The organism is Marinomonas sp. BSi20584 (assembly GCF_002792415.1).
In the GTDB taxonomy this organism is placed as follows: domain Bacteria; phylum Pseudomonadota; class Gammaproteobacteria; order Pseudomonadales; family Marinomonadaceae; genus Marinomonas; species Marinomonas polaris.
Genome location: NZ_KZ454872.1, coordinates 92,843 through 117,187 on the forward strand (window position 1 = coordinate 92,843; position 24,345 = coordinate 117,187).

General features: G+C 44.7%; 21 protein-coding genes. 11 read left to right on the forward strand and 10 right to left on the reverse strand.

Going from position 1 to position 24,345, the window contains the following annotated elements:
• The first annotated feature begins 36 nt into the window (after nucleotides 1-36).
• The 4 genes from TY87_RS05445 to TY87_RS05460 all read left to right on the forward strand — a co-directional run bounded on the left by TY87_RS05445 (nucleotide 37) and on the right by TY87_RS05460 (nucleotide 4,802).
• Nucleotides 37-1,269 carry an amino acid ABC transporter permease gene (locus TY87_RS05445; RefSeq protein WP_100186290.1) on the forward strand — a complete coding sequence of 411 codons (1,233 nt, stop codon included), beginning with the start codon at nucleotides 37-39 and terminating at the stop codon, nucleotides 1,267-1,269.
• Nucleotides 1,270-2,628 (forward strand): amino acid ABC transporter permease, encoded by a 1,359-nt coding sequence (locus TY87_RS05450; protein WP_100186291.1) that lies wholly within the window; start codon nucleotides 1,270-1,272, stop codon nucleotides 2,626-2,628.
• Nucleotides 2,628-3,398, forward strand: coding sequence for an amino acid ABC transporter ATP-binding protein (locus TY87_RS05455; protein ID WP_100186292.1), 771 nt, complete (start codon nucleotides 2,628-2,630; stop codon nucleotides 3,396-3,398). The genes TY87_RS05450 and TY87_RS05455 overlap by 1 nt, the downstream gene beginning before the upstream one ends.
• 93 nt (nucleotides 3,399-3,491) lie before the next feature.
• Nucleotides 3,492-4,802 (forward strand): NAD(P)/FAD-dependent oxidoreductase, encoded by a 1,311-nt coding sequence (locus tag TY87_RS05460; RefSeq protein WP_072838613.1) that lies wholly within the window; start codon nucleotides 3,492-3,494, stop codon nucleotides 4,800-4,802.
• Between the two features lie 305 nt (nucleotides 4,803-5,107).
• Here the strand turns inward: TY87_RS05460 and TY87_RS05465 are convergent, their stop codons facing one another.
• The 4 genes from TY87_RS05465 to TY87_RS05480 all read right to left on the reverse strand — a co-directional run bounded on the left by TY87_RS05465 (nucleotide 5,108) and on the right by TY87_RS05480 (nucleotide 8,866).
• A complete protein-coding gene (locus TY87_RS05465) occupies nucleotides 5,108-5,854 on the reverse strand; it encodes a SapC family protein (protein WP_100186293.1) in 747 nt (248 codons plus the stop codon).
• A 272-nt stretch (nucleotides 5,855-6,126) separates the two neighbouring features.
• Nucleotides 6,127-7,635, reverse strand: a complete 1,509-nt coding sequence (locus TY87_RS05470) for an FAD synthase family protein (protein ID WP_100186294.1) — start codon at nucleotides 7,633-7,635, stop codon at nucleotides 6,127-6,129.
• A 92-nt stretch (nucleotides 7,636-7,727) separates the two neighbouring features.
• Nucleotides 7,728-8,198 carry a GNAT family N-acetyltransferase gene (locus tag TY87_RS05475; RefSeq protein WP_100186295.1) on the reverse strand — a complete coding sequence of 157 codons (471 nt, stop codon included), beginning with the start codon at nucleotides 8,196-8,198 and terminating at the stop codon, nucleotides 7,728-7,730.
• Nucleotides 8,199-8,227: 29 nt separating this feature from the next.
• Nucleotides 8,228-8,866, reverse strand: coding sequence for a Vat family streptogramin A O-acetyltransferase (locus tag TY87_RS05480; RefSeq protein WP_100186296.1), 639 nt, complete (start codon nucleotides 8,864-8,866; stop codon nucleotides 8,228-8,230).
• 106 nt (nucleotides 8,867-8,972) lie between these two features.
• On the opposite strand from TY87_RS05480, the gene TY87_RS05485 reads away from it, so the two are divergent.
• From TY87_RS05485 to TY87_RS05505, 5 genes are all read left to right on the forward strand, one after another.
• Nucleotides 8,973-10,658: a phosphotransferase gene (locus TY87_RS05485; protein WP_100186297.1), complete on the forward strand. Its 1,686-nt coding sequence runs from the start codon at nucleotides 8,973-8,975 to the stop codon at nucleotides 10,656-10,658.
• On the forward strand, nucleotides 10,651-11,586 hold the full coding sequence (locus tag TY87_RS05490) for a GAK system ATP-grasp enzyme (protein ID WP_100186298.1): 936 nt from the start codon (nucleotides 10,651-10,653) through the stop codon (nucleotides 11,584-11,586). The genes TY87_RS05485 and TY87_RS05490 overlap by 8 nt, the downstream gene beginning before the upstream one ends.
• Nucleotides 11,583-12,698: an HprK-related kinase B gene (locus TY87_RS05495; RefSeq protein ID WP_100186299.1), complete on the forward strand. Its 1,116-nt coding sequence runs from the start codon at nucleotides 11,583-11,585 to the stop codon at nucleotides 12,696-12,698. The genes TY87_RS05490 and TY87_RS05495 overlap by 4 nt, the downstream gene beginning before the upstream one ends.
• 140 nt (nucleotides 12,699-12,838) lie before the next feature.
• Complete coding sequence (locus tag TY87_RS05500) at nucleotides 12,839-14,176, forward strand: metallophosphoesterase (RefSeq protein ID WP_100186300.1); 1,338 nt, start codon at nucleotides 12,839-12,841, stop codon at nucleotides 14,174-14,176.
• A 5-nt stretch (nucleotides 14,177-14,181) separates the two neighbouring features.
• Entirely contained in the window at nucleotides 14,182-14,451 is a 270-nt protein-coding gene (locus tag TY87_RS05505; protein WP_011977997.1) for an amphi-Trp domain-containing protein, read from the forward strand.
• Nucleotides 14,452-14,539: 88 nt separating this feature from the next.
• On the opposite strand, the gene TY87_RS05510 is transcribed toward TY87_RS05505, so the two are convergent.
• The 5 genes from TY87_RS05510 to TY87_RS05530 form a co-directional block, all read right to left on the reverse strand.
• Nucleotides 14,540-15,349, reverse strand: coding sequence for an inositol monophosphatase family protein (locus TY87_RS05510; protein ID WP_072838604.1), 810 nt, complete (start codon nucleotides 15,347-15,349; stop codon nucleotides 14,540-14,542).
• Nucleotides 15,350-15,366: 17 nt separating this feature from the next.
• A complete protein-coding gene (locus tag TY87_RS05515) occupies nucleotides 15,367-16,440 on the reverse strand; it encodes an ABC transporter ATP-binding protein (protein ID WP_072838603.1) in 1,074 nt (357 codons plus the stop codon).
• Nucleotides 16,437-18,671 carry an ABC transporter permease gene (locus TY87_RS05520; RefSeq protein WP_232617074.1) on the reverse strand — a complete coding sequence of 745 codons (2,235 nt, stop codon included), beginning with the start codon at nucleotides 18,669-18,671 and terminating at the stop codon, nucleotides 16,437-16,439. Before TY87_RS05520 ends, TY87_RS05515 begins: the two co-directional genes overlap by 4 nt.
• An 84-nt stretch (nucleotides 18,672-18,755) precedes the next feature.
• The gene (locus TY87_RS05525) at nucleotides 18,756-19,787 is read right to left on the reverse strand and encodes an ABC transporter substrate-binding protein (protein ID WP_072838601.1); all 1,032 of its coding nucleotides are present in this window, start codon (nucleotides 19,785-19,787) and stop codon (nucleotides 18,756-18,758) included.
• Between the two features lie 185 nt (nucleotides 19,788-19,972).
• Nucleotides 19,973-20,998 carry a LacI family DNA-binding transcriptional regulator gene (locus TY87_RS05530; protein WP_198432046.1) on the reverse strand — a complete coding sequence of 342 codons (1,026 nt, stop codon included), beginning with the start codon at nucleotides 20,996-20,998 and terminating at the stop codon, nucleotides 19,973-19,975.
• A 304-nt stretch (nucleotides 20,999-21,302) separates the two neighbouring features.
• Between TY87_RS05530 and TY87_RS05535 the strand changes: the two genes are divergently transcribed.
• Nucleotides 21,303-23,288: a methyl-accepting chemotaxis protein gene (locus tag TY87_RS05535; protein ID WP_100186302.1), complete on the forward strand. Its 1,986-nt coding sequence runs from the start codon at nucleotides 21,303-21,305 to the stop codon at nucleotides 23,286-23,288.
• A gap of 82 nt (nucleotides 23,289-23,370) precedes the next feature.
• Here TY87_RS05535 and TY87_RS22985 read toward each other — a convergent pair whose 3' ends face one another.
• Nucleotides 23,371-23,673: a hypothetical protein gene (locus TY87_RS22985; protein WP_440137617.1), complete on the reverse strand. Its 303-nt coding sequence runs from the start codon at nucleotides 23,671-23,673 to the stop codon at nucleotides 23,371-23,373.
• 168 nt (nucleotides 23,674-23,841) lie between these two features.
• On the opposite strand from TY87_RS22985, the gene TY87_RS05545 reads away from it, so the two are divergent.
• Nucleotides 23,842-24,312 carry a hypothetical protein gene (locus TY87_RS05545; RefSeq protein ID WP_100186304.1) on the forward strand — a complete coding sequence of 157 codons (471 nt, stop codon included), beginning with the start codon at nucleotides 23,842-23,844 and terminating at the stop codon, nucleotides 24,310-24,312.
• The last annotated feature ends 33 nt before the right edge of the window (nucleotides 24,313-24,345 follow it).

Here is a 24,345-nt window from a genome sequence, read left to right on the forward strand (position 1 = left end):
CAATTTTAGTTTTCCTCCTTCGTTCGGTATATAGATATGATTCAGTCCTCTACGAGTAAACCACAGAAAAGTCCTACTAAGGGTACTGGTTTGCCTTCGTCTACGACACAGAAATGGATGTCTCTGCTTAATAATGATTCAAGTAGAGCGGTGATCCTACAAGCGATTGTCTTAGTGCTAGTGTTGTTCGGCTTGTGGTTTTTATTCGCCAATGCCAGTGAGAATTTAAACCGTTTAGGCATGACGTTTGGCTTTGATTTTCTGCAAGTGACGGCAGGATTTAATATTAGCTGGAGTTTGATCCCTTACGACCCAGGTATGACTTACTGGCGTGTATTTTTAGTCGGTATTGTGAACACGCTGATTTTGTCTTTCTGCGTGATTGTTGTCGGCACCCTCATTGGTACAGTGGTGGGAATTTTAAGACTATCCGACAACCCTTTGGTTTCTCAACTTGCGCGCTGGTATGTAGAAGTTGTGCGTAATGTGCCTTTATTAATCCAAATTATCTTTTGGTTTACCGTGGTGTTTTCGACCTTGCCTGCGCCTCGCCAAAGTTATCATCTTGGCGAATGGCTTTTTCTGAATAATCGTGGCCTTTATGTGATGACAATGGAAAGCACCTTGTCATGGGGATGGGTTGTTACGCTTGTGGTTGCCTTAATCGCTGCTCTTTACGCTTTGTTCCGTTGGTCTAAACCTTATTACACCTTGTCTGGCTCTCGCTCTACAGGATTCTATATTGGTTTGGTTGTGTGGGCGTTAGTTGCTTGTTGGGCTATCTGGACCTTTTCAAATTCGACGAGTTTGTCTGTTCCAACACTACAAGGCTTTAACTACAGCGGCGGTGCGTTTCTTCCAGCGTCATTCGGTGCGGCGTTCGTTGCCATGACGGTGTATCGATCTGCGGCTATCGCAGAAACGGTTCGTGCAGGCATGCAATCTATCGACCGAGGACAACATGAAGCGGCGTTTACCATTGGTTTCTCGCGCGTTCAGTCGCTGCGTTTGATTCTAATTCCTCAAGCGATTCGGTCCATTATTCCACCAATGACCAACTCTTGGTTGGCAGCGACAAAAGACTCGTCACTGGCGGTAGCGATTGGTTTCCCGGAATTGGTGTCTGTTTTCATGCAAACTTCCATGAACCAAACCGGACGCGCTATCGAGATCATCTTTATGGTCATGGGTTTTTATATCTTCATCAGTTTGCTGATCTCTTACTTGCTTAACAAGTACAACGATAGTGTGCAGTATAAGGTGCGATAAATGGACGATTTGAATGTGAAAAACCAACCTGTTTTAAAGCAATTTGTCCCGACGCCACCTCGTCCGCCACGTAAAAGTGAAAGAGGTATTTTCGGCACAATTCGTCATCGTTGTTTTAACAGTATTGGCAACAGCTTGCTGACCTTGTGTGTGGCGACTGTACTGTTTTATTTAGCGAAACATGTGTTGGATTGGGCGGTATTTAATGCGGTTTTTATCGCGGATAATCGTCGTCAATGTATGGATATCAGCCCAGACGGCGCCTGTTGGGCCGGTGTTATTAGCTGGTTTAATGGCTTAATTTACGGGCGCTTTCCGATGGACGAGCAATGGCGCGTCAATATCGGCGTCTTGCTCGGATTGGTTTGGTTATTGCCGCTGATGTCGAAGCGTATTCCATTACGCAATTTTATATTGTTGTCTTGGATTGGCTTGTATCCTTTTGTGGGCGGTTATCTTTTCTTAGGCGGCCGTTTTGGCGAGGAATTAGGCTTGGTACATGGCGCGATGACTTGTCTTGCCTTGGCTTTCCTAGCCATTATCTACGCAAACTGGATCTTGTCGGCGCTGGGGAAGAAAGGCTTAAACGAACTTTTTGTGCCGCTGGTATCACGCTTGGTTGAGCGCCGTATTCATCTGTTGAGCTTTGTTGCTGTTTGGCTGCTTGTTGCATTGGTGATCGCTCTTGGCCTTAGCCAAGTATCACTTGAGCCAGTGCCTATTGAGCGTTGGGGCGGTTTGTTCCTAACCTTCATTATTGCTGGTTTTGCCATTACCATGGCGATTCCTGTTGGTGTGATTTTAGCGCTAGGTCGACGTTCTAAATTGCCAGTGATTCATTGGTTGTCGATGACAGTGATCGAGCTAGTTCGTTCTGTACCCTTGATAACAGTCTTATTTATGGCGGTGACCTTGCTGCCCATCTTTTTGCCTGCGGATATGGAGTTTAACAAGCTCACACAAGTGTTGGTCGCGGTGTGTTTATTTGCTGGTGCTTATATGGCAGAAAACATTCGCGGTGGCTTGCAGGCGATTCCAAAAGGGCAGTACGAAGCGGCCGCTACGCTTGGTTTAGGGTATTTGCACACCATGGTGCTGGTCATTCTGCCACAGGCGCTAAGAATGATGATTCCAAACATCATGACCTCATTTATCAGTTTGCTGAAAGACACCACGCTGGTTTCCATCATTGGCTTATTCGACATCATGTTGATGGCGCGCAACATTGCCAACGACAAAGACTGGTTGGGAATGCACACTGAGCCATTGGTGATGATTTCCGTGCTCTTCTTTATCTTGTGCTACAGCATGTCTCAATACAGTTTGAATCTTGAAAAACGTTTAAAGGTGGATCGCTAATGACGACGTCATCAGGAAATTTAGCCCAAAAAGCCGTGACTGAAACGGCGATTAAAATCGACAACCTGAACAAGTGGTACGGAGATCATCACGTTCTTAAAGACGTTTCTCTAGACATTAGTGAAGGCGAAATCATGGTGGTTTGTGGGCCGTCGGGCTCAGGTAAATCGACCTTGATTCGTTCGTTGAACCATCTTGAAGAATACCAAGAAGGTGTGGTTTCCGTGTTTGGCCAGCGGCTTTCTCGGGATCGTCAAAGCCATAAGATCATTCACCAAACCATGGGCATGGTGTTTCAGAACTTTAACTTATTCCCTCACCTTACTGTTTTGCAGAACTGTACCTTGGGTTTGACTTGGCTGCGCAAGATGTCAGAACGTGACGCCGACAAAATGGCGATGCGTTTGTTGGATCGCGTCGGGATTGCCCATCTTGCGACACGTTATCCAGGGCAATTATCAGGCGGTCAACAGCAGCGCGTAGCGATTTCCCGATCCCTCGCCATGGAACCCAAAATCATGCTGTTCGATGAACCAACATCCGCACTCGATCCAGAGATGGTCAAAGAAGTATTGGACGTGATGATCGACCTCGCCAAAACCGGCATGACTATGGTGTGTGTTACTCATGAAATGCAGTTTGCTCGACAAGTTGCTGATCGCGTGGTGTTCATGGCCGATGGAGAAATCATTGAAGTCGGGCCACCAGAACAGGTGTTGGCGAATCCCCAGTGGGATAGGACGAGAGAGTTTTTACAACACGTACTTTGATGACTGATTTGCTCGCGACATCGTTCATACGATTTAAGTTGGCTGTTAAAGAAAAGTACGAACTTACCCTTATTTTTATGGAATGAAATCGATATGTTGGCAAAAAATATATCGACGTATACCAACATGCCTTTTTGGCTGGCAGATACGTCTTTGGCGAGCAAAATACACACAAATGCACGCTTTGAAATCCCACAAAAAGTCGACGCTGTGATTGTTGGTGGCGGCTTTACTGGAATCTCTGCGGCTATCACCTTGGCACGAGCAGGACTCAAAGTGGTTCTACTGGAAGCTGGGCATTTAGGCGAAGGCGCGAGCTGTCGAAATGGTGGTTTGCTTGGGCCAAGCTTCAGCAAATTAGGCGTCGATGGACTCGAACGCCAGTATGGTCGTGACAATGTTCATGAGACCATTCGTGAAAGCTTAGTAGCCTTTAATTGGCTGGTGGATTTTATCAAGGAAGAGGGAATTGATTGTGATTTGTCCTTGTGTGGCCGCTTCCGTGGTGCCAGTCACCCTAGTCATTACGCAGGCTTGATCGAGCAAGCGGAAGAGCTCGCGAAAGTCGTGGATTTCCCCGCTATTGCCGTGAGCCGTCAGGATCAATTCGAAGAAGTAGGTTCTAACGCGTATCACGGTGGTGTGATTTATCCGACCGATGGTACCTTACAGCCCGCCAAGTTACATCGTGGACTTTGCCAAATTGCTCAGCAAGCCGGTGTGTTAATGCTAGAGCACACCAAGGTGCGTGATGTTAGTAAACAGGGTGCTAGCTACAAGGTTCAGTACGATGGTGGTGTTATCGATGCCGATCAAGTGATTATCGCCACAAATGGCTACACAGGTGGCGAGTTTGATAAATTCAAACGTCGCATCATTCCTATTCGTTCTGCGATGATTGCCACTGAAGAATTACCTGAATCTGTGATTCGTTCCGTGAGCCCGAAATTACGCGCTCATGGTGGCACCGAGCGTTTGGTTGCCTATTATCGACCTTCGCCTGATGGCAAACGCATCTTGTTTGGCGGACGAGCATTTGGTCGTGGCGATCAGCCACAGCTGTATTCGAAATACCTACAGGACTTTATGATTCGTACTTTTCCTCAGCTTGAAGAGGCAAAAATAGATTACGCTTGGTCGGGCTATGTTGCCTACACCTTTGACCATGTGCCACACATCGGCAAAATGGACGACATGCATTATGCCATGGGCTATTGTGGTTCTGGTGTCGGTCGTGCGAATTATTTTGGTCGCAAAATCGCGCAGCAAGTGCTTAACCAAGTGGAAGGAAAAACGTCTTTTGACCAGTTCCCGTTTAATACTCGTCCACTTTACACTGGCAAGCCCTGGTTCTTGCCAGCGATCATGAGATGGCATGACTTCGCCGACCGTCGGGGTTGGTAAAAGCATCAATTAGAAACGCCTGATTTCAACCTCTCAAAACCTCAGTTAACGACTGGGGTTTTATGATTTAAATCCTTGTCTTAGAAAAGGTGTCGACTTTTGCCACAAGAAGAGTGTGTTCATTTATTATTGTATTTCTAGCAAGCGGTATCAAATTGTTTGTCCAATCGAATACAGGCGTTTTTATAAGTGAAATACTGCAGAGGGCTTAGTCTGTATGTTGTTTTTTTAGTCTTCATAAACAGAAGCCGTCTAAAATAGTTATTTGAGACGGCTTCTAGGAGCTTTAAATAGGCGGTGTTAGCTTATTGCAGGCTACTTTCTGCTTGCTGAGGCGTTTCAACGGCACTGATACCTTGTTTAAGCAAGGCTAGACGCTCAATTTGAGAAAGAGAAGTAAGGTGGGAATAAAGCGGCGCTAAATAACCTTTTGCTTTAATTTCAAGGAATTTCTTATCAGAAAGGTTATTTAGACGCTCTTCATTGATCACGTAGCAACCGGTAACGTTTTTGATCTGATCGGCGGCTTTAACACGCATGTTTAGTGGCGTGAACAAGTTGTTCTCAGCTAAAAAGTGGCAAAAGGCTATAGTAAACACTTCCATTTGTTGTAGTTCGCCTAAATAGCGTTTTACATTTTCAATAACTTCCGTTGGCTCCCCTTGATCATTGAACAGTGGTTGACCGTCTTCTGTGCCCACATACTTACTGTCTTCATCAATGCATACAGTAAAGCTGTCTTGATCGGGATTTTTAGCCAAAGCGAATGGGTAGCGACGAATGATCGCAGGAACGTAAGACGCTTGCCATTTGCCATCTTCACCAATGAACAGGTTTTCGCCAGCATCTAGGCTAAGTAAAGCAACAGGTTTAAATTCATCCTGAGACTTGTCTTCTAAAAAAACAATCGGATATACCGATGCCGCTTTAACAAACTCATGCACCATTACCGACGCGATATGAAATTTGCTGGCAAAATCGAAATTTTCAATGGCCTTCACTTTTAAGTTAGCGTGCTGTTCTTTATTTATTGGTGTCAATTTAGTGAACATCGCATTAAGTCCTTTAGTATTCTTTTTAAAATTAGCAAGAGGAATTAGCATTAGTGTATTTTTATTAGGTTAATCTAACTTTATTTGAAAAGCGATAGAATAGACAATTGGTCTAAAGGCATATGCAATCATGTTCGGTAGTTTTGCCATTTTTTCACAACGAAACAATATGATGGAGTCCTATTTAGTGGTATTCAACCAGGTTATTTCCTTGCGATTCGTCTTATCTGATTGATTCAACATAAAACTCAGCTTTCACAGTAAAATATTACTTATTTGGCGTGTGTCTCGTTAAGCGTTTTTAGGATGTAATTTTTTAAATCTGTTGTGGAAATGTTTGCCGTTCGAGGAGCATATAAAACAGCAATGTGGTCTTTTTCTAAGCGCAGACTCAGCGCATTCCAACGTTCGCTGCCTTGCCACTCTTCGCCACAAACAACTGTGTTAACGTTGAGCGATTTTATCCATTGAGCGGCGGCTTCGGTTTGAGACATGGGCGCGCTAACCAGATGGACTTCATCAACAACTGATAGTGCGCTGAGTATTGCCATGCGGTCTTGTTCAGACATGACCGGAGCATAGCCCTTACTTTGCTTGCCAAACGCATCAGGAGCGACACCAACCACCAGTGTATCGCCCTGTTGTTTGGCATGATTAAGATAATTGAGATGTCCCTGATGGAACAAATCGAAGTAACCTAATGCAAGTACTCGTGATGGCTGGGTTAGCTTGGTTGCCTGAGTCAGGCGCTCTGCGATGTCTGTCAGCATCGGATCGTCTGTTTGATGTCGTCGCAAGGTAGCCAGTATGCCAAGGGCTTTCTGTGTGTTGCCTTTACTCCATTCACCGTAAAGTCTTGAGTAGCCATAGCATAACGCGAGCCAAGAAAAGTGCCGTAAGTTAGCCGCTGATACGATAGTGTCAAAGTAGGGGTCTGGGACTCGCCAGTTTTCACCATACAATATTGCTAGAAATGCATCGGGTGCGCTTAGGTGCCATATTTCGCCTGCGGGAGAGCGTTTGCTGCTGAGTTTTATGGGAGGAAAGTAAGTAATGCGATTCCAATCAAAAGGAACTTGATCCATCCAAAGCCCTGAAATGGTTTCACCTGAGAGCGTTTCTGTTCCATAGCCACAAATATCCATGATGATGCCAGAGGCTCGATGTTTGAAACAGCGGGGATTGATTAAACCATAAGAATGAGACACTTCCTGCCAGCCCAATGTCGTTAATACCTTGATGGCGTTGGACATTTGTAACCAGTCGATACCAATATCAATATCTTTATCGTTTTCTAACAATTGTCCTGTGCGTTCAAGGCCGAGTAAGGTACCCGCGGTGGCAAAGGCGTGAATCCCCTGCCGCTTTAGTTCTGCGAGTGTTGACCATAGTAATTCCTCGGCTTTGATACGATCAAACCCTACGAATGTTTTGACTTGTTTAGGAAGCACGGAAGTAGCAGCAGATGGTTGAAAACAAAGCGCCCCAAGAGCCTGATAAAACGCCTGTGATGCTTGGGGTAGCAAGCGGTTTTGTTGATAACACAGGCCTAATGTGTGATAGGCCTCGTGCATGAAGGGCTTTTTACGCAATAACGTTTCGAGTCTCTGGATCCATACACTTCCGGTACCGTCCAACACAGCCAGCTGGGCTAAGTAAATCTGTGGAATCACAAACTCGGGAGCGTGCTCATAAACACGTTGAAAAAGTGTTTTGGCGTCTTGATATTGCTCTGCTCGAAAATGCTGAAGGGCAAGTTTTATCGTGTCGTCAATCTTCATGTTTTTCCTATGAGAGGTGATGTCTTATCTGTTTTTAGAGCCAGTGCCTTGTTTCCAAGAAGGCATTGCTTGGAAGGGATCATGTAAAGATCTTAAGGCAATATTTTTAATAAGCAAACTACACGTTCTATTTCGTTAAAACCAAGTTGTTTGTGAAGGTTGACGCTTTTTTTGTTGGAGATCGGGGCGTCGCTGCCAAGTTCCTGAAAGCCTTTTTGCTTTGCCCATTCTTCGGCAGCGTGAATCAAAGCTTTGCCGATACCTTGCCCTTGGCAATCCGGTGAAACAAACCATGCTTCGATGTAAGGTGTGGTTTGCTGGCTACTGCCGGGGACATTTTCGCGAAGATCCAGCTCTATAAAACCGACCATCTTTTGTGAGTTATCAAGCGCAATCAGCACCTCTTGTAGATTGGAAATGTTTTTTTGATCTGAATCGCAGCCTTGGAAAAAGGCGTCAACTTCCGCTTGGCTGATGTCTTTAATTTCTGGAAGAAACTCGATTCTTAGGGCTGACCAAGCGGCGGCGTCTGTTGCTTGTATGGTGCGGATCTCGATTGTCATGTGAGTAACCTTTTTAGTGGCAGCCTTGATTAGTCGTCTTTGGCGGCTTGTAACCGATTCAAATCTGCACTGGCGATGGCGTCTAAGTGTTGGGTGATTTTCTCGGCGCTCCAATCCCACCAAGCAATGTCTTGTAATGCTTGAATGGTTTGCTCGTCAAAACGGTATTTGATGACCTTGGCTGGATTGCCACCGACTACGCTGTAAGCTGGCACGTCTGATGTTACGACGGATTTGCTGGCAATGATGGCACCGTTACCTATTTTCACGCCTGGCATGATGGTGGCGTCGTAGCCAATCCATACATCGCTACCTATATTCGTATCGCCTTTGTAGGGTAAATCTCCTGCCTTTGGCGCCGCTTTTTCCCAACCATTACCAAAGATGTAAAACGGATAGGTTGAGAACCCCGCATTAGCATGGTTCGCCCCATTCATAATGAATGTGACGTCTTTTGCGATGGCGCAAAATTTGCCGATAATGAGCTTATCGCCAATAAAATCAAAGTGATAAAGCACATTGTCTTCAAAACGTTCTGGCCCTTCAGGGTCGTCGTAATAGGTGTAGTCGCCAACGATGATATTGTCGCGGGTAATAAAGTTTTTAAGATAACCTACTTGTGGGAAGCCCTTCATCGGCTCTTTGTTATCTGGATTGGGTCCTTTCATATTGTCTCCTTGTTAAGTATTTCGATGGCAGATTGTCACATAACTGTCATTTATATGCTTTTTACTGTGTGTATAGTCAAAGGGAAAGTAATAAGGGAAAAACGTTATGGCTTCAACCCCAGTAGTGTCTTCGTTACAAGAGCATGTGTCTTTTCTCTTGCATGAGGTCGAAACACACTGCCATCTTGTGGAGCTTTTTTTCACTTCCAGTTCAACAGCGTTGCTGTCGAGTATTCGCGGTCGTCGTGGCTATGTGCAAGCGCTACGCGAAAAAGCCGATATTGAAACCGCACGTTTATTAGAGCGCCGCAAAACCAATACCACCTTTCATGCTCAAGTAAGTGGCATGCATGCTCTGGTTATCGCGCTTGAGATGCTGACCAAGCATTGCTTCGATTGTATTCGAGAAGGTACGTTGTATGAGCCTTATAAACATCCAACAGGGCAAGAATGCCGCAAGCTGGTGAAACGTATCAGGCGTGCTTTACGTCTTGTGAAAGTTGGCGTGAGCGACAATCGTCGTCGTACTGGTATTAAATTAGGTCGACGCACTCACAAGTTGCTCGCCAGTTATAACGAGCTGCAAGCGCTCACTTTGCAAGCAAAGTTCGATTTGAGCGATGACCAGCTGCGTGCGGCGATTTTGAGCAATGTCAGTCTGAAACGCTTGATAGAGCAATTAGGCGTTGTGGCGGAAGCCTTGATTAAAGCGGATCTTGGCCAAGTCGCCACGTTGCAAAATTATCCTCATTTATTAGACAGTGCGACGAACCTGAATTACGACCTACGAGACTTAAGAGTACGACGTTTGGCGTTAACTCGATCTGGCAGTGCTATTGCTGCGATTACTCACAAAGATGAGTCTGGCAATGATGTGCTTGCAGTTTATAAAGAAGGTGATCGTTCCAAAATTGAAGAAGAAGTGGCTGGCGTGAATCAATGGCGCGATATTGACCCTCGGCTCGCCCCAAGCGTTCTTTGTCAGACAGGCACATCTCAAATCAATGGGAAGAGCGATGATAGCAATGAACAATCGTCTTTATTGATCGAACATATTCCGGGAAAAACCTTGGAAGCTCTGTTGCTTGCTGGCGATCAAGTCGGCACAAAAGCCGCGTTGAAAGCCTTATTTAAAACCCTGAACCAGACATGGAAAGCCACTTTGACACCTGAGTCTTGTGCGGCGAATTTCATGGGGCAACTGCAAAAGCGTATTGGCGACAGTCGTAAAGTTCACCCTGAGTTTTTTAAAGACGAAGAACGCATTTGTGGCTACACCAGTCTAAGCTTTGATGAGTTAGTCCGTCGCGTCGCGATACAAGAAACTCAGAGGCGAGCACCGTTTTCCGTGCTGACTCATGGGGATTTTAACGTCGATAATCTGATTTATGATGACGCAGAAAAGCGTGTCTATTTTATCGATCTGCATCGAGCGTCTTACTTTGATTATGTGCAGGACTTGTCGGTGTTAATGGTCTCGATTTACCGCTTGCAGGTATTAAGTGGTGAGACGCGAACACAAATGATGGAAAGTGCCAAAGAGGTGTATCGCTTTGGTCGACGCTTTGCTTCTCGTCAACAAGATGTCACCTTTGAAGTGCGCTTAGCTGCAGGTCTTGCTCGCTCGTTTGCCACTTCCACACGCTTTATTTTTGATAAAAAACTGGCTTCTCGAATGCATTTACGCGCTCGATATTTGCTGGAGCGTTTAGCAAAGCTGTCGTCAGAAGAACGCACCACAGAACAAGCCCAAACATTTACTTTACCACTTAAGGAGCTTTACGTTGAATAAGTTGAAAATCGGGGTGGTTGGTATCCCTGGAAAATGGTCCACAGAAGTATTGGCGGATCGTCTTGAAGAACGTACAGGCTTTCGTGCCGTGATTGATATGAGCCAAGTGGAATTACGCTTAGACACCAATCAGCTGATGTTCCAAGACTTAGATTTGATGACGCTGGATGGTTTGATCATCAAGAAGATCAGCGAAGTGTATTCGCCAGCGACGGAAGATCGCATTCATCTGCTGTCTTATGCCGAGCGCGCAGGCGTCAAACTGTTTAGCCCAACGGCAAGCGTCGGTAACTTGGTGAATCGTTTGAGCGGCACCTTGGCTCTGCAGAGGGGCAATATTCCCATGCCGAAAACACGCATCACCGAAAGCCCAGAGCAAGCGTTTGCCACGGTGCGTGAGTTTGGTTCAGCAATTCTAAAACCGCTGTATTCCACCAAAGCTCGCGGCATGGTCATGTTAACCAAAGACGACAGTGACGAATTTGTCCATAACGCTTTGGAAGAGTATCGTCAGAGTCAGTCCATTTATTATATTCAGCAAACCGTGAAATTGGATGGTCGAGATTTGGGTATGGTATTTGTTGGCGGTGAATACCTGTGTACTTACGCGCGTGTTGGCAATAAAGACTCTTGGAACACCACGATTAATAGTGGTGGAAAGTATGAAATGTTTGAGCCTGATGCCACGCTGATTGAATTAGGTCGTCGAGCACAATCTTGCTACGACCTGAGTTTTACCACGGTGGATATTGCCTTGACGGATCAAGGTCCTGTTGTATTTGAAGTATCGGCCTTTGGCGGTTTTAAAGGCGCGTTAGAAGGCTGTGATATAGATGCAGCCAGTGTTTACGCGGACTATATTTTAAAGGAATGTGTTTCACAAGAAGGTGTTTCACAAGAATGCACTCTAAAGGAGACTACATCATGATTAAAACCTTATTAAATTTGCCTCATGTGGATGAAGCATTAAGTCATTGTAGCGAAACAATTCGCCTTCACTTTGCCGATTTGTCGGTTATCGTGCATTCCAATGAAGCCATGTTGTTGGCTGGTATTGCTGATTATTATCGTAGTTATTTGAAGGTCGAGGCTCACACGACAACGTCTTTGAACTTGTATGTGATGGAGCAAAACGTCGTTGGCGATGAGCTAGATTGGTTAAATGTGCCACGCGAAGCAGGCAAGCAAGGCCGTAAAGAAGGTTATCTTGATGTGGCTGGTGGACGTTGGATTAAAAAATTCAAAACCGGTATGGCGTTTTTACAACGGCCTGATCATACGGTTGCTGTTGGTCCTTGTGCGTCTAACTTGGCACAAATCGTCAACTTTATTAACAACCAGTTTTTGAATCATTATTTACGCCAAGGCTTTACCTTGGGTCATGCCTCAGCGTTTTGTGTGAACGGCGAAGTAACGGCAATTGCCGCTGGGTCTGGCGGTGGCAAATCTACCCTGATGCTACGTTGTCTTGAAAATCCCGAACGTGATTTTCTCACTAACGACCGACTGTTACTAAAAAATACAGGGCCAAAAAAAACAGAATTGAAGAAAACCGAGCAAGGTACGCAAACTATCGGCTTGGCAAAACTGCCGCGAGTAAACCCTGGCACCTTGTTACATGCCGAGCGATTACGTCACATCTTGCCAGAAGATCGTCAACAAGCGTTACGTCAAACGCCGCAAAGTGAGCTGTGGTCTTTGGAAGAAAAATACGATGTACAGATCGAAGATGAATACGGCCCAAACCGTATTCGTTTAGCCGGAAATCTGTCGCGTCTTATTATGTTGGACTGGTCATTAGACAGCGCTGAACCGACGCAATTAGAGCCGGTTGATTTGTCTTCTCAGCCTGAAGCGATCGAAGGACTACGTAAACGTCCTGGGCCTTTTTATCAAGATAAATCTGGTGCTTTTGCAGATCTCAACGCCATTGATTCCGTAGAGCATTATTGCAGTGAGTTAGCGAATGTGAAGGTTTATCGACTCACTGGCAGGATTGATTTTGATCGAGCTTATGAGCTTATAGACACTTTAAAATAAAGAAATCGAGGAGCTTTATGACAGCTTTCATCTTACTGTCATAAAGCTTTGTCACAGTAAAAGGCTTAGTCTATTTTCGGGCAGCCTGTTTTGTTTGAATTTTCTGACGAAAACCATCAACCAAAAGGTAATCATTTCTTATGCCGAATCCTATTTTGAGCCCTATTCCAGCCATAACGGATCGCCCCCATCACTCCGATATCATTGCGCGTTTACCGAGTGAATGGACGGCTTGGCCTCGAGATGAAAGCTCGGTAAACAGTCACGTTTTAGAGCCGAATGAAATTCCGTCTTTGTTCAAAAAGAGTAAGCTGCGCTGGCCAAAGCGTTCTGTGGTGTTTATTTCTGACCCTCATGCCGATGCGGTGGCTTTTGAAGATTCCTTGATTGCTGCTGGCGTAGCTGAACGCAAGAAAAAATCGGGCTTGGGACATCTTTCCCTGACGAAAAAAGGCAAACAGTCGGAAATTATTGTCGGTGGTGATTGTTTGGATAAAGGGCCGAGCAATCTCAAATTACTGCGCAGTGTTAAACAGCTTTATAAACTTAAAGCACGCGTAACCTTGTTGGCTGGCAACCACGACTTGCGCTTGTTGATGGGATTGTTAGCATTGGCGCGCAAGAAGGACGTGGGCAACCAACACTTTTTCGTACGCATGGGTAAAAAAGTCGTGCCGTTGTTTCGTGAAGTCTTCGATGAATATTTAGCGGATACCCATTGGGATAAGAAAATTCCCGATGAAGAAACGTGTCGAGATCTACTTTTCCCCGGCGACGATTGGTTTAAAGAGTTTCCGTTTCATGCGGCAGGCTTTTTGACTGTGGAAGGTATTGATCGCGAAGTGCGCAAAATGGAATCTAAGAATCACAGTTTCGAGAAGCATTGCTTGTCAGCAGGATTGAGCTTGCGACAAGTGTATGCGACGTCGTTGAAATGCCAGCAGTTGTTTTTGCATAAGAAAGGCGAATTTAATTGGTTTTTCCGCAGAATGGAGTTGGTCGCCAAGCGTGGCTCCTTCTTGTTTTTGCATGCTGGTTTGGACGACAGTATGGGGCAAATGTTGCTGAAAAGCGGCACTAAGTACGCGAACAAAGCCTTCCACCGCAATTTAAAACGTCGCGATTTATTCAGCTTTTACTACAGTTCGATTGCCAATACGTTTCGGACAAAATACCGCGATGCCGATCTTCCGTTAACTGAGCGCGGCGTAAATGCGATTCACAAAGCCGGTATTCACGTTGTTGTACAAGGTCACATCAACCGTCAGCAAGGCCAGCGTATTACCATCAAAAAAGGCTTGGTGCATGTGGAAGCGGATATCACCTTGGACTGCCATTCTCGTACCGCGGAAGGTTTAAAGGGCCACGGTATCGGTGCAACCTTGATCGGCAAGGACACTGGCATTGTCGGACTAAGTTGCGATTATCCAACCGTAAAAGTAATGACTGCTACTGAATTACAAGGAATCTACGGATAAACATTATGAAATCGAAAACAGAATTCAAATATGAAGCCTTATTGGATGCCGACGATATTCAAGACGTACTAAAAGCGCTGTCGAAAGGCTTGTCTAAAGGCAAACTGGAATTTAGTGAAGAAAAAGAAGGTTCCTTAACTCTCGATCCAAAGGGGCTAATGCGTCTAAAAGTCAGTGCCTCAGAAGACGAAGACAGTCAGCAGTTTGAAGTCAAAGTGCGTTGGGAAAAACGCCCCAAGCGTCTTAATAAAACTGTTCCTAATATTTTGTCTTGATGTTTTTGCTGCTGATGAAAATGATAAAAAAAGCCGCCTTCCTTAATTTAAACAGTCAGGCGGCGAAGTTGGGAGATAGTCGTTTAGATCAGTTAACACCTGTCATATTGTGAAGAGAGCCTTTAATCCCTTTTGCCGATACTAAGATAGGATTGCCTTTAAGCAGACCTTCACCTGATAAAAAGTTATTGGTTGAGCCACCAGCTTCATCCACCATGATCAGGCCTGCTAAACAATCCCATGAGTTGATGTGAGGTTCGTAGTAGCCAATCAAACGACCAGCCGCCACGTAAGCCAACATGAGCGCACCAGAACCGTTGCGAATAAACATGCCACCTTGGTTTAACAGCTTATCGATGAAGTTCACACATAGCGATGCTGGAACTCGGTGAGACGTACCTAAGCCCATCACGCCTTCTTGTACTGAATTCACTGTTAATGTTGCGACGCTTTTGTCGTTTACAAAACAGCCCTTTCCAGCCACGGCGCTAAATAGTTCGTTACTGTTTGGGTCAAAGATCAGGCCACAGGCAATTTTATCGTTCACCATGAGCGCAACGGAAATACACCAAGAATGCATGCCATTGAGAAAACACGCGGTGCCGTCTATCGGGTCAATGACCCATAAATACTGGTTGTCGCCTTTGGTAATACCTTGCTCTTCACCAAGAAAGCCATCTTGCGGGAAGTGCTCTTGTAAGCCTTCAATAATGGTGACTTCCACATTGCGGTCAGCAATGCTGACCACGTCTTGTGGTTCCATTTTGGTTTCGACGATTAACTTTTCTCGATTTCGAAAATATTCCAACGCTTGAGCTCCAGCGATTTTGATTACTTTTTCTGCTTGATTAAATCGGTCGAGAACCGCTTGATCTATTAGGTTATGAGCTAAAAACATGAGGTGTACTCTCCACTCTAAGCCGTCTTAACTAATGCAAGACCGCGATTTGAAAACGCAATAGACACATCGGAACCGACGGGAATTGCTTGCTCAACACGATAGTCGACGACGAATAAGCTACCCACTTCGGAATCAACATCGTATTGCATTTGGTTGCCTAAGTAGGTAGCTCGTCTAACGGTGCCTGTAAGCCCAGTGGACTGCTGGTCTCGTAAGGATAAACGCACTGAACTTGGGTGCACCGCTAGCTGCACGCGGCCTTTGTCAAAGCCTCGTTGCGGTAAAGAACAGCGCAACGTGCCAACGGCAACGTCTGCGGTCTTTCCGTCTGTCGCGATGATGTCTGCTTCGATGAGATTGGCGTCACCAATAAAGTCTGCAATAAAGCTTGAGGCGGGCGCTTCGTAGAGTTCACGCGGACTGCCTTCTTGAGCAATTACCGAGCGATTCATCACGATAATACGATCTGATACAGCAAGTGCTTCTTCTTGATCGTGAGTAACATAAACAGCGGTTAAACCGATTTTTTGCTGAAGTTCGCGAATTTCTTCCCGAACATGGCGACGTAATTTTGCGTCTAGGTTTGATAGAGGCTCGTCAAGTAGCAGTACTTCAGGCTCTAGAACAAGTGCCCGAGCCACGGCAACACGTTGTTGCTGTCCGCCTGATAGCTCGCTGGGATAACGTTGCCCGTAGTCTGCTAAGCCAACCAGCTCCAATCCTTCTTCGCTCTTTTCCTTGGCTTCGATTTTATTAACGCCGCTGGCGTTTAAGCCGTAAGCAACGTTTTCGGCCACTGTCATGTGCGGAAACAAAGCATAAGATTGAAACACCATGCTGACGTCTCGGTCAGTGGCAGGTAGATGCGTAACGTCTTTATTGCCAATCATGATGCGGCCTGAGGTTGGGTGCTCTAACCCAGCCAACATGCGCAAAGTGGTGGTTTTCCCACAGCCGCTTGGCCCTAATAATGTGACAAGGTTGCCTGGCTCTATGGTGAAAGACACGTTATCAATGGCAGTGACATTGCCAAAGGTTTTAATGACGTTTTCGAAGCTCACTGAGCCTGGTTGATAATGAAGACTCATGCTTGTTTCTCCTTTAGAGAAGGACGGGAAAGAGAAGACGACTTGGTAGAATGAGAGATAGATGTCGTGCGTCTTAGACGGCGTTCTCCAACAAATAAATTAATAGCGATAATGGCTGTCAACATGACAAGAATCAGCACGCTACAGTACGCGATGGCAATACCAAATTCACCGTTTTCAACCAAGCCAATGATGTAAGACGTCGCCATATTGTGATCGGCACTGACGAGAAAGATCACCGCACTGACCGAGGTAATGGCGCGCACAAAGCTGTACACCAAAGCCGCGATGATGGCAGGACGTAGCAGAGGAAGTATCACGCGTCGGAAGGTCATTAAGCTGTTTGCACCTAAAGTAAGCGAGGCTTCGTCTAAGCTCTTGTCTAATTGACTCATGGCGGCAATACCACCACGTACACCAACGGGCATATTGCGGAAGACAAAACAGATAATCAGGATCACGCCTGTGCCAGTAAGCTCTAGCGGCGGCACGTTAAAGGCAAGGATATAGCTGATACCAATAACGGTGCCCGGAATTGCGAAGCTCAACATGGTGCCGAATTCAAAGGCATTTTTCCATTTGAACTGCTGGCGCACCAATAAGTAAGCGGTAAGCAAACCAACGATTGCCGTGAAAGGTGCTGCAATGGCGGAAATGCTTAGCGTCGTCCATAAGGAATCCCATGCTGCGCCTTCCCAGATCACACCAAACTCACCCCATCCGACAGAAAAAGCGTCTTGATAATGCTGCAAGGTAAAGCTGTTATCGTAGCCCCAGTTTTGTACAAAACCACCGAACATAATCATGCCGTAAATGACGATGGTTAATGCAGCCCAAGGCAAGGCCGTCATGTAGCAAGCTACTTTCATTCCGTGGTTTAAGCCCATGTAAGCACCGGAATCTGCTTTACCCGTTACCGTGGTATAGGATTTTTTACCGATCCAATGACGTTGAAGGAAGAACGCGCTTAAGGTGAAAATCAACAATAGAATGGCGAGGACAGCCGCATAACCTTGATCGTTTTGAGCACCGACAATGGCGAAAAATATCTCGGTGGAAAGCACGTCAAAGTCACCACCCAGTACCATTGGGTTACCAAAGTCGGCCAAACTTTCAATGAAGGCCAGTAAAAATGCATTGGCTAAACCGGGACGCATTAATGGCAGTGAAACATTGATAAAGGTGCGCCAGCGATCAGCGCGTAAGGTTTGCGATGCTTCTTCCATAGAAGGGCTAACGCCTTCCACCACGCCAATCAATACCAAAAAGGAAATCGGTGTAAAGGATAATACTTGAGCAAGTAATACGCCTGGCATGCCATACAGCCATCGACCTGGTTCAATATTAAAAGCATCGGCGAAGAATTGTGTCACTACGCCAGAACGTCCGAATAACAGAATCAGCGCTAAGCCAATTACAAAAGGAGGTGTGATAATAGGTAGAACAGTGAGCAGGCGTAAGGATCTTTTCCAGCGAAATCCTGTGCGGGTGACGACCAGCGCAAAAGACAAGCCTAGCAAGGTTGTTAATGTTGCTGTCAGAATTGCCAGCGTTAGGGAATTCCATGCAGTGCCGCAAGCGTAGCCGCCGCTGAGGCACGACAACGACCAAATATTATCGCTAAAGAACTTACCGAAAAACGCCGTTGGAGCAAACATGCCGTCGTTGTTCATGAAGGCGCTAATTAATACTTGGCTGACAGGGAAAAAGACAAATAAGCCAACCAACGCGACGATCAAACCAATGCTTCCGGTGACAAATACATCACCTTTCAAAAAGCCTGTAGCAGCAAGTCCAGTGGTTAAAAGTATCAGGAAGGACAAACCACATAGCATGGCACCATAGCCAAAACCATATTGTTGGTATTCTAGTTCGCCAAATAAGGACTCCAGTCCCGCAAATTGCCAACCACTGACGCCAATGGTGAAACCTTGGCCCATCATATAGATAAGGCCAAACGCACCAGAATAGATTAGATAGCGGCTGTATCTAGGGTCGCTTTTCGTTAATGAAATTAGGCGCAAAGGCGCAATTAAAGGTAAGGCTAATGGCAGCAACCAAAGCTTATCACCAAGTATGCCTTGCAGAATTGCTGGGGCGTAGTAGAGGTCAGTAGGGTAACCGTCGGTTAACCAGACAAATGACCAAAAGCCATCTTCGAGCAGATACCACGGCATCAGTAAAAAACCGATCCAGCCGAGTAACAGCCACGGAATAAAAGAGTGTTTCACGATCGATACTCCAAACAGTAACTTGAGTCTCTGCTGGGACTAAGGCCCAGCAGATCTCAGGAAAACCAAGGTTTGTCTGAATGATTAACGTGGTAGAGATTTGATCTCATTATCCCAACGTTGTAGCAAATGTTGGCGTGTGTCCGCAGCCCCGTATTTGGCAAAGTCGTAATCGATCAGTTTTAGCGTATCGAAGTCTGGCGCGCCCGGTGGCGTTGTCGCTGACTTATTGGATGGTACTTGGTAAGCATTGGCTTTTTCAGCCATGGTTTGAATATCTGGGCGTAAGGCAAACTCTGCCCAAATTTTCGCTTCTTTCAGATGACGAGCACCTTTGACGATACTCATTGAGCCCACTTCATAGCCTGTGCCTTCACAAGGCGCGACGGCTTTAACTGGGTAGCCTTTTTTCACTTGTTTTACTATGTCGTGAATAAAAGTAATGCCGATAGCTGTTTCACCATTGGAAGCGGCTTTAATCGGTGCCGAACCAGATTTTGTATATTGATTGATGTTTTTATGTAGTTGAGCAAGGAAATCGAAAGCTTGGTCTTCCCCCATCATTTGTACAAACGTCGCTAAAGCTGTGTACGAAGTTCCAGATGAGTTCGGGTTGGCAATTTGTACTTCCCCTTTATAAATCGGCTTGGCTAGATCTTTCCAGCATTGTGGTGCGGGCAGTCCTTTGGATTTTAGAATGTCTTCATTGTAGCCAAAACCTAGTGCACCAGCGTAAACCCCGACAGTGCGGTAGCCCGATACTTTCGCTTGATTTTGTGCCCAATCTCGTAGGTTGGGAAGGGCTTTTGGTTTGTAAACCTGAGTGAGTTTTTCCGCTGCGGCTTGTAGATGAGGGTCGCCAGTACCGCCCCACCAAATATCAATTTTTGGATTTTGAGCTTCAGCACGCAGCTGTGCGTAAGCTTCACCAGAACTCTTACGAATAAGAGAGACATCAATACCTGTTTCTGCTTCAAAGCTTGTTTCCATCAAGCTACACCAATCGGTATCTGTGGAGCAAAGAACATTTAGCTTACCTTTGGCCATAGCGGGTGCGGCGCAAAATGTCGCCGCTGTCGCGAAAGCAAGGCTAAGGATATATGGAGAGTTTTTCATTTTTATATTGCCTCCTGATGTTTTAAATAGTTGTGCATACGTATGAACAACAGAATAAGCATACTAGGCAAATCTTGATAACGAAAGGTAAATTTCAAAAATAATTTAATGTGAAATAAAAATTCTATCGAGGTCAATAGGTAACGTATTTCGTTCGGTATAAATAGTATGTTTTGGTTTCTACGTTAGTCCGTTATGGGCTTGGCTAAAGTAGAGCGATAGATTAGTTCCGCGGGAATAGCTTGCTTACTGGGTGCTGAAGTAGGGTATTTCAATCTGTTTAATAAAGTTTGCACCGCCGCTTTTGCTATCTCGGTTGAAGGTTGTTTCACAGTGGTTAAGTCATAGGCTTTAAATCGGGCTAAGGCAATGTCATCACAGCCAATGACACCGATAGACTGCATTTCTTTGGCGGTTATGAGTTGTTTGGCTGCATCTAGAAAGCCACATGCAATATGATCCATGCAGAAAAATACGCCATCTGGTTTATGCTGTGAAGTTAAGATTTTACCTGCAATTTGATAGCCGCTATCGTAGTTTCCGGTTTTACAGAGCACTTCTGTGACTTGAATTTCGTCGTTATTTATATGGGATGCTAAATAATTTAAAAAGCCTTTGGCACGCATTACGCTGCTAAAGCTTGGCTTTTTTGCTCGGACTACGACAAGGTTGGTTTTGCCTGATTTTATAAACGCTTCTGCGGCTATGGCGCCGGCACCTTCATTATCTAAATTAACTATGTCTGCTTCATCGGAGTGCTCTGTCCGGTTTACCAATACCACGGGAATACCGTGTCTTATAAAGGCTTTCCCGATGTTTTCACTGGGTGTTCCTGAAGTAATAATCACACCACTTAGCTGATATTGAATCAGTCCATGTAATTCCTCGTCTATGGTTTGTTGATTGGACACATCCATAACCATGGGACGAAGTCCGCAGTTTTGCACTTCAACGATCAGTTTATGAAGAAACTCAGCGCGAAAAGGGTCTTCCAAGCCAGCTGTGACAAGACCAACGAGATCGCTACGCTTCTTTATCATGGTTTGCGCGGCCTTGTTGATTTGATAACCAAGCTGCTCAGCGGCGGCAAAAACACGCTGACGAGTAGCCTCCGAAATTCGACTATTAGGGTCGAAACTACGCGATACAGTAGATTGGGATACACCCGCCAAAATGGCGACATCAGCAGAAGTGGCATTGCGTTTAGTCATGTGTTTGCTTGAATCCATTTCGTAAAAGAAAGCTTGAGCTGTTTTGCGGCGATTTGTTATGTCTTTGATACAAACGCTAAATCGCACACTTATTTATCAGCTATCAGGTTAAAACATTTAGGATAAAAAAGGCTATTTTTAAATCCATTATAAAAATTTGTTTAAAGCGCTTGCGGCTTGAAAGCAGCTTTCTAGTGCTCCAGCAATAATTATTACAAATAGATACAATTTTATTCATTTCATATTAGATATGACCTTCTACTTTTTAATTAGGACGTCACGTCATTAATATGAGGTAAAGGATATGCTCACATTCGCTAAAAAATTATATTTAGGTTTTTCAGTCGTTATTATTCTACTGGCCTTGGTCGGATCTACGGCCTATTTTGCGTTAAATAACGCATCAAATGGCTTTGAAGAATACCGTTCTTTGGCAAGAGCCACTAACGCTGTAGGCAGAGTTCAAGCCAATATGCTAATGGCAAGGATGAAAGAAAAAGATTTTATTTTAACTGGAAATATAAAAGATAAAGAAGAGTTCGATATTTATTGGGAACATACACTGCAATTTATGGCTGAAGCGAAACTTGATGTTGATAACGCTGAAGATGTCGATGTTCTGAAAGGATTGGATGTGACTTTAAGCTCTTATATTACTGGGGTTGAAAAAGTTGTTGATTTTAAAAAGCAAAGAAATGAATTGGTTGATAACGTTTTAAATATTAATGGACCTGCGATTGAAAAAGACCTTACTAAAATACTGATGTCTGCAAAAGACGATGGTGATGTTTCGGCTGCCTATAATGCGTCGCTGTCGACGAGAAGTTTGCTACTAGCGCGTTTATATGTGCTGAAGTTTTTGGAATCTAATACGCAATCCTCAGTTGATAGAGTTGAGAAAGAATTTGCAGACCTAGACTCCCAATTAAAAGTCTTAAGCAATGAGTTACAAAACCCTGATCGTAAAGCGTTATTGGACAGTGTTGTTAAAGATGTCGCGACATATAAAGCGGCGTTTAACAATGTGGTTGCGGTGATATCAGATCGAAATGCCGTTATTAATGATACTTTAAACCCTGTTGGCTCTAAGGTTACTAAGCTGACTGAAGACCTCAAGTTATCCATTAAGAATGAGCAGGACTTGCTTGGGCCTGAGTTGGTGACAAGCAATACGACGGCGGTTTATGTAATCGAAGTGTTGGTGGTGATTGCTATTCTGTTGGGTGGTGGCGTGGCGTGGTTGATTACCCGTGCGACGACCACTCAATTAGGTGGTGATCCTGCGTTGGTTACAAATGTTGTTCGCAGTGTGGCAGATGGCGATTTAGAAGTTCAGTTACCAAATAATAACGAGCAAGAAGCGAGTTTATACGCTGCTATCCGAACTATGGTGAAGAGCTTAAAAGCTAAGGCCGTTTTAGCGCAAAAAATAGCCGATGGAGATTTGACCGCAACTGTGGTGTTGGCCTCAGAAAAAGACAGCCTTGGACAAGCCTTACAAGACATGGTGAAAAACCTAAATGCTATTCTAATGGATATTCAAAATGCTGGAGATCAAATTGCCGCTGGCAGTTCGCAAGTATCGATTTTCAGTCATTCTCTTGCAGAAGGCGCGACTCAGCAGAAGGATAATTTGCAGACTATTTCTGCTGCATTAGAACAGTTATCAGTACAAACCAGTGAGAATGCCGAGAATGCTCGAGAAGCTAACTTGTTAGCTGAGACAGCTCAAAGAGCAGTGGTTGAAGGTCAAGCTCATATGCAAGAAATGATTATAGCAATGAATGAAATTAAAGACGCAGGGGAAAGTATTGCAGGCTTTATTAAGACCATTGATGAAATCGCCGAGCAAACTAACTTATTGGCACTGAATGCGGCGATTGAAGCCGCTAGGGCTGGGGAGCAGGGACGAGGCTTTGCTGTGGTTGCCGATGAAGTACGTGGCTTAGCATCTAGAAGTACAGGTGCAGCGGCTGAAACGGCGAAGTTAATACAGCTATCATCGTCCAAGACTGCAAATGGTGTTTCTATTGCTGAAAATACCAATAAGTCTCTACAAGCCGTATTTGATGGCATCAATGAAACATCGGCTATTGTTGCGAAAATTGCATCTGCTAGCCATGAACAAGCTTTGGCAGTGAGTGAAGTTACGCAAGCAATGGTTTCTGTCGGTGACGTTGTTGAATTAAATGCAGCTGGTTCTGTTGAAGGCGCTGCGGCAGCGGAAGAACTGAGTAGTCAGGGTGCTGCGATGAAGCAAACTATGGCGCGTTTTACACTAGCAAGCTGATCATTATTTAGATTTTTTGTTACTCGAACACCACTAAAATCGTAGGTTTTAGTGGTGTTCTTCATGTTATATAAGCTAGATTCTAATCTGTTTGTGCGGAATGAGTTGGAGGAGAATATATGTTAGAACTAAGGCCTAATTGTGAGTGTTGTGATAAAGATTTACCACCATCAGCCGAAGATGCCATGATTTGTAGTTTTGAATGTACTTTTTGCCTCGATTGTGTCGATACTAAGCTTCCTAATGGGCGCTGCCCAAACTGTGGTGGTAATTTTGCACCAAGGCCAATTCGCCCAGCTAATAAATTGGCAAATAATCCCCCCTCAACGAAACGAGTGATATCGGGCTGCAAAGCCAGATAATCTCGGTTTAATATTGAAGACATTATATTATTTGTGTGTTCTAGTCGTTTAGATCAGCGAAGTATTGTTGATAACTATTTACGATAAGTTTTTGCTTAAATCAGTCTTGGTGTTACTTTATGTAAACGGGCTTAGTGCTATCCGTTGAGCATTTAATCCGCAATACAAAAATAATAAAAAGGAGAAGGGCTGTGAAAACGAAAAACCACTTAATGCTTGTCCTCAGTTTATTTTTTTCGCCTGCGATGTTTGCGGCGAATCCTTCAATTAATGAACTTAACTCTTGTTTAGCTCTGGTAGATTTTGTCGACACTACATTAGACAATTTTTCCGATCACTATACCTTGGATGATATGGCAATCGTTCATAGTGGCTTATCTGCTTATAAAAATTACCTTAAAAATGATGTTATTACGCCAAAACTATTAAGCATGTATGGTGGTAACGAGATGCAAGCCAAGTTGATGCAAAAGCTGTTTGATCGCCAAAGAGCAACTTTTTTTAAACATCTTAGTGAGCGTTATTCAGAGAAAAAATTGTTTACAGAATACGCGGCAGCCATCAATGATTGTTCGGCAAATACTCGTATTAGACCTGAAGTCGCAAAGCCATTAAATACTGCTCTTGATAAGATGATCATAATGGCAAGGCAGATTCAGTAGCCAATGGTTCTGTTGTAAAAAAAGTTCAAGCAA

What these genes read in the sequence shown, in the direction of transcription:
- TY87_RS05445 (WP_100186290.1), top strand. Translation starts at nt 37, where the DNA reads ATGATTCAGTCCTCTACGAGTAAACCACAGAAAAGTCCTACTAAGGGT.
- TY87_RS05450 (WP_100186291.1), top strand. Translation starts at nt 1,270, where the DNA reads ATGGACGATTTGAATGTGAAAAACCAACCTGTTTTAAAGCAATTTGTC.
- TY87_RS05455 (WP_100186292.1), top strand. Translation starts at nt 2,628, where the DNA reads ATGACGACGTCATCAGGAAATTTAGCCCAAAAAGCCGTGACTGAAACG.
- TY87_RS05460 (WP_072838613.1), top strand. Translation starts at nt 3,492, where the DNA reads ATGTTGGCAAAAAATATATCGACGTATACCAACATGCCTTTTTGGCTG.
- TY87_RS05465 (WP_100186293.1), bottom strand. Translation starts at nt 5,854, where the DNA reads ATGTTCACTAAATTGACACCAATAAATAAAGAACAGCACGCTAACTTA.
- TY87_RS05470 (WP_100186294.1), bottom strand. Translation starts at nt 7,635, where the DNA reads ATGAAGATTGACGACACGATAAAACTTGCCCTTCAGCATTTTCGAGCA.
- TY87_RS05475 (WP_100186295.1), bottom strand. Translation starts at nt 8,198, where the DNA reads ATGACAATCGAGATCCGCACCATACAAGCAACAGACGCCGCCGCTTGG.
- TY87_RS05480 (WP_100186296.1), bottom strand. Translation starts at nt 8,866, where the DNA reads ATGAAAGGACCCAATCCAGATAACAAAGAGCCGATGAAGGGCTTCCCA.
- TY87_RS05485 (WP_100186297.1), top strand. Translation starts at nt 8,973, where the DNA reads ATGGCTTCAACCCCAGTAGTGTCTTCGTTACAAGAGCATGTGTCTTTT.
- TY87_RS05495 (WP_100186299.1), top strand. Translation starts at nt 11,583, where the DNA reads ATGATTAAAACCTTATTAAATTTGCCTCATGTGGATGAAGCATTAAGT.
- TY87_RS05500 (WP_100186300.1), top strand. Translation starts at nt 12,839, where the DNA reads ATGCCGAATCCTATTTTGAGCCCTATTCCAGCCATAACGGATCGCCCC.
- TY87_RS05505 (WP_011977997.1), top strand. Translation starts at nt 14,182, where the DNA reads ATGAAATCGAAAACAGAATTCAAATATGAAGCCTTATTGGATGCCGAC.
- TY87_RS05510 (WP_072838604.1), bottom strand. Translation starts at nt 15,349, where the DNA reads ATGTTTTTAGCTCATAACCTAATAGATCAAGCGGTTCTCGACCGATTT.
- TY87_RS05515 (WP_072838603.1), bottom strand. Translation starts at nt 16,440, where the DNA reads ATGAGTCTTCATTATCAACCAGGCTCAGTGAGCTTCGAAAACGTCATT.
- TY87_RS05525 (WP_072838601.1), bottom strand. Translation starts at nt 19,787, where the DNA reads ATGAAAAACTCTCCATATATCCTTAGCCTTGCTTTCGCGACAGCGGCG.
- TY87_RS05530 (WP_198432046.1), bottom strand. Translation starts at nt 20,998, where the DNA reads ATGACTAAACGCAATGCCACTTCTGCTGATGTCGCCATTTTGGCGGGT.
- TY87_RS05535 (WP_100186302.1), top strand. Translation starts at nt 21,303, where the DNA reads ATGCTCACATTCGCTAAAAAATTATATTTAGGTTTTTCAGTCGTTATT.
- TY87_RS22985 (WP_440137617.1), bottom strand. Translation starts at nt 23,673, where the DNA reads ATGTCTTCAATATTAAACCGAGATTATCTGGCTTTGCAGCCCGATATC.